Consider the following 10094-nt stretch of genomic DNA (forward strand, 5'->3'; position numbering starts at 1 on the left):
ACGACGGCGGGACCGCACGGAGGTGCTCTTCCCCATGGCCTGGATCGTCCTCGTCCTGTCCGGCGTGCTCGAGGCGGGCTGGGCGCTCGCGCTCAAGCAGTCGAGCGGCTTCACCAAGCTCTGGCCCAGCGTCTGGTTCGTCGTGCTCGCCGCCGCGTCGTTCGCCGGCCTGAGCTTCGCGCTGCGCTCGCTCCCCGTCGGGATCGCCTACGGCGTGTGGGTCGGCGTCGGCGCCGCGACCACCGCGGTGGCCGCCGCGGTCATGCTGCACGAGCGGATGTCGGTGCTCACCGTCGTCTCGCTCGTCCTCATCGTCGCGGGCGTCGTCGGGCTCCAGCTGTCCGGCAGCAGCAGCCACGCGTGACCCGCACGACCAAGGGCGCGCGACGCCGCGACGAGCTCGCCGCCGCGGCGGCCGACGTCGTGCTGCGCGAGGGTCCGGGCGCCCTCACGCACCGCCGGGTCGCCGCAGCGGCCGGCGCGTCGCTGTCCGCGACGACCTACTACTTCGCGGACCTCGACGAGCTCGCGGCCGCTGCCGGGACCGTGCTCGCCCGGTCCTGGGCGCAGAACGCGGCCGCCGTGCTCGCGTCGCTCGACGTCAGGCAGGCCGCGGACGCCGACGCCGACGCCGACGTGCCGGGCGTGCCCGCCCGCGGCCGCGCCGCCGCTGCCGACGCGGTCGTCGCCGCCGTCCTGCCCCCGGGCGACGACGACGCCGTGCGCGCGCAGTACGAGCACCTGCTCGGGTCCGGTCGCAACCGCGCGCTCGCGCACGCCTTCGCCGACGGGCGCGCCGAGGTCGACGACGTCGTCGCGCGCGTCCTCGCCGCCGTCGGGCTCGACCTGGCCCCCGACGTGGCGGTCGCGCTCGTCGACGGGGCCGTGGTCAGCGCGCTCTCGGAGGACCGGCCGGTCCGGCCCGCCGCACGGGCCCTGCTGCTCGCGGTCGTCGGCTGACGCGCGGTCCCGGGCCGGCGGGGACCACGCGGGGCCGTCGTACGCTGGCCCGATGCCCGTCACGCCGTCCCCGGTCGTCTGGTCCGTGCCGATGCGGACCCGCTTCCGTGGCCTGACCAGCCGCGACGGGGTCCTCGTCCGCGGCGACGCCGGCTGGGGCGAGTTCAGCCCGTTCTGGGACTACGACGCCGCCGAGTCCGCCGCCTGGTGGCGCGCCGCGCGCGAGGCCGCCGACGAGGGCTGGCCCGACCCGGTGCGCACGAGCGTCCCGGTCAACGTCACCGTGCCGGCCGTCGACGCCGAGACCGCGCACCGCCTCGTGCGCGCGTCGGGGGGCTGCCGCACGGCCAAGGTCAAGGTCGCCGAGCCGGGGCAGTCGGAGGCCGACGAGGTCGCGCGGCTCGAGGCGGTCCGTGACGCGCTCGGCCCGGGCGGCGCGATCCGCGTCGACGCCAACGCCGCGTGGGACGTCGACACCGCCGCCGCCCGGCTCGCGGTGCTCGACCGCGCCGCGGGCGGGCTGGAGTACGCCGAGCAGCCGGTGCCGACCGTGGAGGACCTCGCCGCGCTGCGGCGTCGCACGACCGTCCCGATCGCCGCCGACGAGTCCGTCCGGCGCGCGACGGACCCGCTCGCCGTGGCGCGCGCGGGCGCCGCGGACGTGCTCGTGCTCAAGGTCCAGCCGCTCGGCGGCGTGCGCGCGTCCCTGCGGATCGCGCACGAGTGCGGGCTGCCCGTCGTGGTGTCGTCCGCGCTCGAGTCGTCGGTCGGGCTCGCGGCGGGCGTCGCGCTCGCGGCCGCGCTGCCCGAGCTGCCCTACGCGTGCGGCCTCGCGACGGCGCAGCTGCTCACCGCCGACGTCGTCGTCGACCCGCTGCTGCCCGTCGACGGCGCGATCCCCGTACGACGCCCGGTCCCCGACGAGCGGCTGCTCGCCGCGCACGCGGCGGACGCGGCGCTGACCGCGCGCTGGCTGCGCCGGCTCGACGACGTCCTGGCGGTCGCCGGGTCCGGCGGCTCCGCGGGTGACCCGACCGGCTCCGGTGCGGCGTGGACGGCATGATGTCCGACGTGACGACGCAGCCGCCCGACGCGAGCCCGGCCACCACGGCGGCGCGCGTGCTCGTGCAGGCGCTCGCCACCCTCGGCGTGCGGGACGTCGTGCTCGCCCCCGGGTCGCGCAGCGCACCCCTCGCGTACGCCCTCGCGGACGCCGCCCGCCCCGACGGGGAGCGCCCCGCCGGTGCCCCCGCGGTCCGCCTGCACGTCCGCGTCGACGAGCGGTCGGCGGGGTTCCTCGCGCTCGGGCTGGCCCGTGCCGCCGCGCACGACGAGCACGGCGGGCCCCGGCCCGTCGCCGTCGTCACCACGTCGGGCACGGCCGTCGCGAACCTGCACCCCGCGGTCCTCGAGGCCCACCACGCCGGGGTCCCGCTGCTGCTGCTCACGGCCGACCGACCGCACGAGCTGCGCGGCACCGGCGCCAACCAGACGACCGTGCAGCCGGGGATCTTCGGCCCGGCCGTGCGCCTCGCCGCCGACGTCCCTGCTCCCGTCGGGCTGCCCGACGAGGCACGCGACCTGCGGCACCTCGTGTCGCGCGCGGTCGCCGCGGCCACCGGCGCGCGCACGGGCGACTCGGGGCCGGTGCACCTCGACCTCGCCTACCGCGAACCCCTCGTCCCGCCGCCCGGGCCGTGGCCCGAGCCGTCGGCGGTCGGGCTGGGCAACGTGCAGGCGCGCACCGCGGGCGCGCCCGGGACGGCGACCGCCGCGCTCTCCGCGGTGGTCGACTCACGCGCCGCCGCGGCGACCCCGGCGTCCGGTCCCGGCGGCACCGGGCCGGGCGGCCGACGCCGGGGTGCCGTCCCGACGGTCGTCGTCGCCGGGGACGGCGCCGGGCCGGTGGCCCGCCGGGTCGCGGAGGCGTGCGGCTGGCCCCTGCTCGCCGAGCCGTCGTCGGGCGCGCGCGGCGGACCGAACGCGATCGCCGCGTACCGGCTCCTGCTCGCCGACCCGCGGCTCGGCGGCGCGGTCCGGCGCGTCGTCGTGCTCGGCCGCCCCACCCTGTCCCGCCCGGTGCAGCGGCTGCTCGGCCGCCCGGACGTCGAGGTCGTCGTCGTCGCGCCGCAGGGCGGCGCCTGGCCCGATGCCGCGCGCAACGCCGCCGACGTGCTCACCGAGGTACCGACGCGCATGCTGCGCGGACGCCTGCACGCGCCCGCGGGCTGGCTCGAGGCGTGGCAGACGGCCGGGAAGGCCGCCGACGCCGCCGTGGACGCGCTGCTCGACGGACCGGGCGAGCGGGACGCGCGCCGCTCGCGCAGCGGCACGCGCGTCACCGGTCCCGCCCTCGCCCGTGCCGTCGCGGGCGTGCTGCAGCCCCACGACGTCCTCGTCGTCGGCTCGTCCAACCCCGTCCGCGACCTCGACCTCGTCGCGCGCTGGGACACCGCCCCGCTCGTGCTCGCGAACCGCGGCCTCGCGGGCATCGACGGCACGCTCTCGACGGCCGCGGGCGTCGCGCTCGGGCTGCCGCGCCGCAACGTCCGGGCCCTCGTGGGCGACCTGACGTTCCTGCACGACGTCGGCGGGCTGCTGCGCGGGCCGCTCGAACCCGTCGTCGACCTGCAGGTCGTCGTCGCGAACGACGACGGCGGCTCGATCTTCGCGACGCTCGAGCCGGGCGAGCCCGACCGCGCCGCCGTGTTCGAGCGCGTGTTCGCGACCCCGCACGGGGTCGACGTGGCGGCGCTCTGCGCGGGCTATGGCGTCCGGCACACCCGCGTCGTCGACGCCGAGGGCCTGCTGCCGGCGCTCGCGGCGCCGGGGCCCGGGCTCAGCGTGGTCGAGGTGCGCGTCGACCGGACGGGGCGCCGCGCGCTGGGCGAGCGTCTCGCGGCGGACGTCGTGCGCGCGGTCGACGGTGCGCTCGGCTGACCTTCCTGCCGGGCGCATGAGGAACTGACAGCAAGTTCCCAGGTTCGTCTGAGCCTCCCTCCAGCGCGACGTCCTTTCATGGATCTCGACCAAGGAGGGACCCACATGACGACCACCCCGGAGCACGGCTCGGGCGACACCCACCCGCAGGCGCAGCCGACGCAGCCGATCCCGCCGATCGGCGCGACGCAGCCCCTGCCCACGCAGCCGGCCCACCCGACCAACCCCTTCACCGCCCCGCACCCCGCCGCGCCCGGCGAGGTGCACGCGCAGGAGCAGGCGCGCCGCCAGGCCGCGCACGAGGAGGCGGTCCGGGCGCGCGCCGAGCGCGACGCCGCGTACCACGCGCAGTGGACCGCGGCGCAGCAGGCGGCCGCGCAGCACGCCGCCGCGCAGTCGTTCGGCCAGCACCCGACGCAGCAGCACCCGACGCAGCAGCACCCCGCCCAGCAGCAGCCGGTCCCGCCGAACGCCCCGCAGGCCGCGGCGCACCAGCCGCAGGCCGTGCACCCGGCTCCGTACGGCCCGGTCCGCACCGCCCCCGCGGGTGCGGGCGTCCCGCCGTACGGCCCGACCGCGACGCACCCCGGCGGCACGGGCCCGCGCAAGCGCCGCACGTGGGTCCCGGTCGTGTCCGCCGCCGCGGTCGCCGCGGTCCTCGGCGTCGCCGCGACCGGCGCCGCCTTCACGCTCGGCGACGAGCGCGCGGACGGCACCCGGCCCGCCTCGCTCGCCGAGATCGGCCGCGACTCGACCGACACGGTCCCCGTCGCGGGCTCCACGAACGACGCGCCCGACTGGCAGGCCGTCGCACAGGCCGTCGCGCCGTCCGTCGTCGCGATCGAGGTCAGCACGGGCCAGGGCGGCGCCCAGGGCTCGGGCGTGATCGTCGACGACCAGGGTCACATCGTGACGAACAACCACGTCGTCGCCGGCGCCGCGGGCAAGGTCCAGGTCACGCTGACCGACGGCCGGCTGTTCGAGGCGACCGTCGTCGGCACGGACCCCACGACCGACCTCGCGGTGATCAAGCTCGACGACGCGCCCGACGACCTCGTCGCGGCCGCGCTCGGCGACTCCTCCAAGGTGGAGGTCGGCCAGTCCGTCATGGCCGTCGGCAACCCGCTGGGCCTCGCCAACACCGTGACGACCGGCATCGTCTCGGCGGTCGACCGCCCGGTGTCCACGTCCGCGGAGGACGGCAGCCAGGCGACGGTCACCAACGCGATCCAGATCGACGCGGCGGTCAACCCCGGCAACTCCGGCGGTCCGCTGTTCGACGCGCAGGGCCGGGTCATCGGCATCAACTCGTCCATCGCGACGATGTCGCAGCAGTCCGGCTCGATCGGCCTCGGCTTCGCGATCCCCGTCGACCTGGTGAAGAACATCGCCACGCAGCTCATCGACGACGGCACCGCGGAGCACGCGTTCCTCGGCGTCAGCCTGTCCGACGGCACGGCGACGGCCGACGGCGTGACCCGCCGCGGCGCGGTCGTCGAGGAGGTCAGCCCCGACTCGCCCGCGTCGAAGGCGGGCCTCGAGGTGCAGGACGTCGTCGTCGCGATCGACGGCAAGGCCGTCGGTGGCGCCGAGTCCCTCACCGCGTACGTCCGGGCGCTCGCGTCGGGCGACGAGGCGACGCTCACCGTCGTCCGCGACGGCAGGACGTCGGACGTCGACGTGACGCTCGCCGCCCGGCAGGAGACGGCCCCGAGCCCGCAGGACCAGCAGGGCGGCCAGGGCCAGGGCGGCGGCCAGGGTCAGGGCCAGGACCCGCAGGGCCCCGGCGGCCTCCCGGGCGGGATGACGCCCGAGGACCTCTGGAAGTGGTTCCAGGGCCAGGACCAGGGCTGACACCCCGACCCGCACGGGTCACCGCGTCACGGCCGCGTCCCCCCGCTCGTGACGGCGCCCGTGCGACGCCGGGGGTCGCCCTCCCCGGCGGCCCCCGTGCCCGCGGTCACGCGACCGCGTCGACGCCCCCGGCCCACGGACGGCCGGGGGCGTCGTGCTGCCCGCGGGCTGCCCGGGTCGGGAGGGGTTCAGGCGTCGCGACCGAGCGCGTCGCGCATCGGCACGAGCTTCGCCTCGGACTCGGCGAGCTCGGCGGCCGGGTCGGACGCGGCGACGATGCCGCAGCCGGCGAACAGCCGGACGGACCGGGGGTCCTGCGCGTCGACCTGCGCCGACCGCAGCGCGATGCCCCACTCGCCGTCGCCGTCGGCGCCCATCCACCCGACCGGCCCGGCGTACCGGCCCCGGTCCATGCCCTCGACGCGGGCGATGAGCGCGCGCGCCGCGGTCGTCGGGGTCCCGCACACGGCGGCGGTGGGGTGCAGCGCGGCGGCCAGCGCGAGCGACGACGGGTGCGCGGCGTCACCGGCGGGCGCGGTGAGCACACCGGTCACGTCGGACGCGAGGTGCAGGACGTTCGGCAGGTGCAGCACGAACGGCACGTCGGGCACGTTGGTCGACGAGCAGAACGGCTCCAGGGCCCGGGCCACGGACGACACCGCGTACTCGTGCTCCTCGAGGTCCTTGGAGGAGTGCGCCAGGATCGCGGCGCGCGCCATGTCGGCGGCGTCGTCGCCCGTGCGGCGGATCGTCCCGGCGAGCACGCGCGACGTGACGAGGCCCTTCTCGGACCGGACGAGCAGCTCGGGCGTCGCGCCCATGAGCCCGTCGACGCTGAACGTCCAGCAGGACGGGTAGCGCCGCGCGAGCCGCTGCAGCGCCCACCGCACGTCGACGGGGTGCTGCGACCGGGCGCGCACGTCGCGCGCGAGGACGACCTTCTCGACCTCGCCCGCACGGATCGCGGCGACCCCGGCGGCGACCACGTCGCGCCAGTCGTCGGCCGCGACGGCCCCGTCGCGGTACTCCACGTCGCCGGGGGCGACGGGCGGCACGCGCGGGCCGAGGACGTCGGCGAGCGTGGGCGCGGCGCCGAGGCGCGGTCCCGCGGTGATCGTGGTGAGCCAGGTGCGCCCGCCGCGACGGCCGACGACGACGCGCGGCACGACGACGACGCCGCCCGCGGGGGAGTCGTCGTCGAACGCGAACGACGCGAACGCGACCGGTCCGGTGCCGGGCACGCGCACCTCGTCGCGGACCACCGCGTGCGCGAGGACCGTGCGCCACGCCTCCTCGGCGCGCGCGAACCGGTCGGCGCCGGTCACCTCGACGCGCAGCGTCTCGCCCCACGCCACGATCCCGTCGCCGCGCCGCACCCACGCGAGGGGCGCGTCGGAGGGCAGCAGGTCCAGCAGGTCCGCGGGGTCGGGGGTGCCGGCGTCCGCGTCGTGCGGCCGGCCGAGGTCGTCGAGGGGGACCGTCCGCACCACGAGCGGCTGGGGGACCGCGTCCGCGGGCGCGGCGGTCTGCGTGGTCATCACGTCCAGGGTAGGCGTCGGCACGGGTGCTGCTCGTCGGCGGCGGTGTGACGTACGCGGCACCCGCGTGCGGCGCGGCGCGCGGGACGCGGCTCGTCGGGCGACGGCGGACCTGCGACGATGGGCGCCATGTCCCGTGCCTCGCTCGAGAAGGACCCCCGCGACGTCGCGCGCATGTTCGACGCGGTCGCGCACCGCTACGACGTCACGAACGACGTCATCTCGCTCGGCCAGGACCGGGCGTGGCGCAAGGCGACGCTCGCGGCCCTGGCCGCGCAGCCGGGGGAGACGGTGCTCGACCTCGCGGCCGGGACGGGCACGTCGGCGGAGCCGCTCGCGGACGCGGGCGTGCGGGTCGTCGCGTGCGACCTGTCCATGGGCATGCTGGAGGTCGGCAAGCGCCGCCGCCCGGACCTGGCGTTCGTCGCGGGCGACGCGCTGCACCTGCCGTTCGCGGACGCGTCGTTCGACGCCGTGACCATGTCGTTCGGGTTGCGCAACGTGTCCGACGTGCCGGCGGCCCTCGAGGAGCTGCTCCGCGTCACGAAGCCCGGCGGGCGGCTCGTGGTGTGCGAGTTCTCGACGCCCACGTGGAAGCCGTTCCGCACGGTCTACTCGAACTACCTCATGCGTGCGCTGCCGCCGGTCGCGCGGGCCGTCTCCAAGGAGCCGGAGGCGTACACCTACCTCGCGGAGTCCATCCGCGAGTGGCCGGACCAGCGTGCGCTGGGGCTCATGGTCAAGCGCGCGGGCTGGGACCACGTGGCGTTCCGGAACCTGTCCGGGGGGATCGTCGCGCTGCACCGCGGGACCCGTCCGGAGTGATCCGGTGGCGTCGCGCGACCGGGTGACGGCGGCGGCCTGGCAGGTCGCGAGCGCCGTGGTCGATTCTCACGGCCCGCGGGCGGCCGTCCGGCGCGCCCGGAACGCCCCGGTCGCTGCCGCGTCGACGCGGAGCCGCAGGCCAGGAGCCCTTCTCCACGTCGTCTCCACAGGTTAGGCACACCTTCGGAGACACCGTCAGAAGCCGTGGTTACACTCGCGCTGATCGCACGTGAACATCGTCACAAGTGGGGAGCCGCTCGTGGTGGGGACGACGACGGATGACGCGGACGTCATCGTCGTGGGTGCGGGGCCGGCCGGCTCCAGCGCCGCGTTCCACTGTGCCTCCGCGGGCCTCGACGTGCTGCTGCTCGAGAAGGCGGCGTTCCCGCGCGACAAGGTCTGCGGCGACGGCCTGACGCCGCGCGCGGTCGCCGAGCTCGTGCGCATGGGGCTGCCGCTGCGCGAGCAGGACGGCTGGATCCGCAACCGCGGGCTCCGCGTGCTCGGCGGCGGCCACCGCCTCGAGCTGCCGTGGCCCGAGCTGTCGTCGTACCCGTCGTACGGGCTCGCGAAGTCGCGCATGTCGCTCGACCACACGCTCGCGTCGCACGCCCGCGCGGCCGGCGCGAAGCTCGTCGAGCGGACGTCCGTCACGGGCCCGGTGCGCGACGAGCGGACCCGTCGCGTCGTGGGCGTCACGGCCCGCCCGGTCGACGACTCGGGGCACCGCACGGGGGACGAGGTCGTCTACCGCGCGCCCGTCGTCATCGCGGCCGACGGCGTCTCGACGCGCCTCGCCACGTCCGCGGGCCGCACCAAGCGCGACGACCGCCCGATGGGCGTCGCCGTCCGCACCTACTTCCGCACGCCGCGCCACGACGACCCGTGGATGGAGAGCCACCTCGAGCTCTGGGACGGCGAGCCCGGTCGCTCGAACCTCATGCCGGGCTACGGCTGGATCTTCTCCCTCGGCGACGGCACCGCCAACGTCGGCCTCGGCTCGGTGAGCTCGACGGCCGCCGCGACGAAGGTCGACTACAAGGCGCTGTTCGCCGCGTGGATGCGCAACGCGCCCGCCGAGTGGGAGTTCACGCCCGAGAACCAGGTCGGCCCGGTCCGCGGCGCCGCGCTCCCGATGGGCTTCAACCGCGGGCCGCTCTACGGCGACGGCCTCATGCTCGCGGGCGACTCCGCGGGCATGATCAGCCCGTTCAACGGCGAGGGCATCGCGTACGGCCTGCAGGCCGGCCGGGTCGCCGCCGACGCGATCGCCCAGGGGCTCGCGCGCGGGACGGCAGCGGGCCGCGAGCGCGCGTTCGCGACGTACCAGCGCCGCATGAAGGACGACCTCGGCGGGTACTACACGCTGGGTCGCGTGTTCGTCCGGCTCATCGAGCACCCCGAGGTCATGCGGGTCTGCACCCGCTACGGCCTGCCGAGGCCGCTGCTCATGAAGTTCGTGCTCAAGCTCCTGTCCGACTGCTACGAACCCCGTGGCGGTGACATGGTGGACCGGGTGATCGCCGGCCTGGCGAGGATCGCCCCCGCCGCATGACCTGTCCGCCCCGCACCCGCCCCCGGCTCGGCCTCGACGAAGAGGAGTGACGTCCTGATGGACAACCCGTACGCCCCGCTGCTCGTCCTCATGGGCATCGCGGCCGTGCTCGCGCTCGGCGGTGTCGGCGCCAGCGCGATCCTCGGACCGAAGCGCTACAACCGCGCGAAGCTGGAGGCGTACGAGTGCGGCATCGAGCCGACGCCGCACGCCATCGGCGGCGGCCGGTTCCCCATCAAGTACTACCTGGTGGCGATGACGTTCATCGTCTTCGACATCGAGGTCGTCTTCCTCTACCCGTGGGCCGTCGCGTTCGGCGACCTCGCGGTGTTCGGGCTCGTCGCGATGCTCGTGTTCCTGGTGCTCATCACGGTGCCGTTCGTCTACGAGTGGCGGCGCGGGGGCTTCGAGTGGGACTGACG

The 10094-nt window shown here is 76.8% G+C and carries 9 protein-coding genes; 8 read left to right on the forward strand and 1 reads right to left on the reverse strand.

Translation table 11 applies throughout. The features are described 5' to 3' along the window. The first annotated feature begins 34 nt into the window (after nt 1–34). From OOT42_RS04990 to OOT42_RS05010, 5 genes are all read left to right on the forward strand, one after another. Entirely contained in the window at nt 35–364 is a 330-nt protein-coding gene (locus OOT42_RS04990) for a DMT family transporter (protein ID WP_273653846.1), read from the forward strand. After that, nucleotides 361–960 (forward strand): hypothetical protein, encoded by a 600-nt coding sequence (locus OOT42_RS04995; RefSeq protein WP_273653847.1) that lies wholly within the window; start codon nt 361–363, stop codon nt 958–960. The genes OOT42_RS04990 and OOT42_RS04995 overlap by 4 nt, the downstream gene beginning before the upstream one ends. A 52-nt stretch (nt 961–1012) precedes the next feature. After that, nucleotides 1013–2023 (forward strand): o-succinylbenzoate synthase, encoded by a 1011-nt coding sequence (locus OOT42_RS05000; RefSeq protein WP_273653848.1) that lies wholly within the window; start codon nt 1013–1015, stop codon nt 2021–2023. Continuing rightward, nucleotides 2023–3900, forward strand: coding sequence for a 2-succinyl-5-enolpyruvyl-6-hydroxy-3-cyclohexene-1-carboxylic-acid synthase (menD, locus tag OOT42_RS05005; protein WP_423776003.1), 1878 nt, complete (start codon nt 2023–2025; stop codon nt 3898–3900). Before OOT42_RS05000 ends, menD begins: the two co-directional genes overlap by 1 nt. A gap of 105 nt (nt 3901–4005) precedes the next feature. Beyond that, nucleotides 4006–5754, forward strand: a complete 1749-nt coding sequence (locus tag OOT42_RS05010; RefSeq protein WP_273653850.1) for a S1C family serine protease — start codon at nt 4006–4008, stop codon at nt 5752–5754. A 188-nt stretch (nt 5755–5942) separates the two neighbouring features. Here the strand turns inward: OOT42_RS05010 and OOT42_RS05015 are convergent, their stop codons facing one another. Then, nucleotides 5943–7292 carry an isochorismate synthase gene (locus OOT42_RS05015; RefSeq protein WP_273653851.1) on the reverse strand — a complete coding sequence of 450 codons (1350 nt, stop codon included), beginning with the start codon at nt 7290–7292 and terminating at the stop codon, nt 5943–5945. Between the two features lie 129 nt (nt 7293–7421). Between OOT42_RS05015 and OOT42_RS05020 the strand changes: the two genes are divergently transcribed. The 3 genes from OOT42_RS05020 to OOT42_RS05030 all read left to right on the forward strand — a co-directional run bounded on the left by OOT42_RS05020 (nt 7422) and on the right by OOT42_RS05030 (nt 10092). After that, complete coding sequence (locus OOT42_RS05020) at nt 7422–8117, forward strand: demethylmenaquinone methyltransferase (protein ID WP_273653852.1); 696 nt, start codon at nt 7422–7424, stop codon at nt 8115–8117. A gap of 229 nt (nt 8118–8346) precedes the next feature. Beyond that, nucleotides 8347–9672: a geranylgeranyl reductase family protein gene (locus OOT42_RS05025; RefSeq protein WP_423775961.1), complete on the forward strand. Its 1326-nt coding sequence runs from the start codon at nt 8347–8349 to the stop codon at nt 9670–9672. Between the two features lie 57 nt (nt 9673–9729). After that, nucleotides 9730–10092, forward strand: a complete 363-nt coding sequence (locus tag OOT42_RS05030) for an NADH-quinone oxidoreductase subunit A (RefSeq protein ID WP_124344447.1) — start codon at nt 9730–9732, stop codon at nt 10090–10092. Nucleotides 10093–10094: the final 2 nt, after the last annotated feature.

Source organism: Cellulomonas fimi (assembly GCF_028583725.1).
Classification (GTDB): domain Bacteria; phylum Actinomycetota; class Actinomycetes; order Actinomycetales; family Cellulomonadaceae; genus Cellulomonas; species Cellulomonas fimi_B.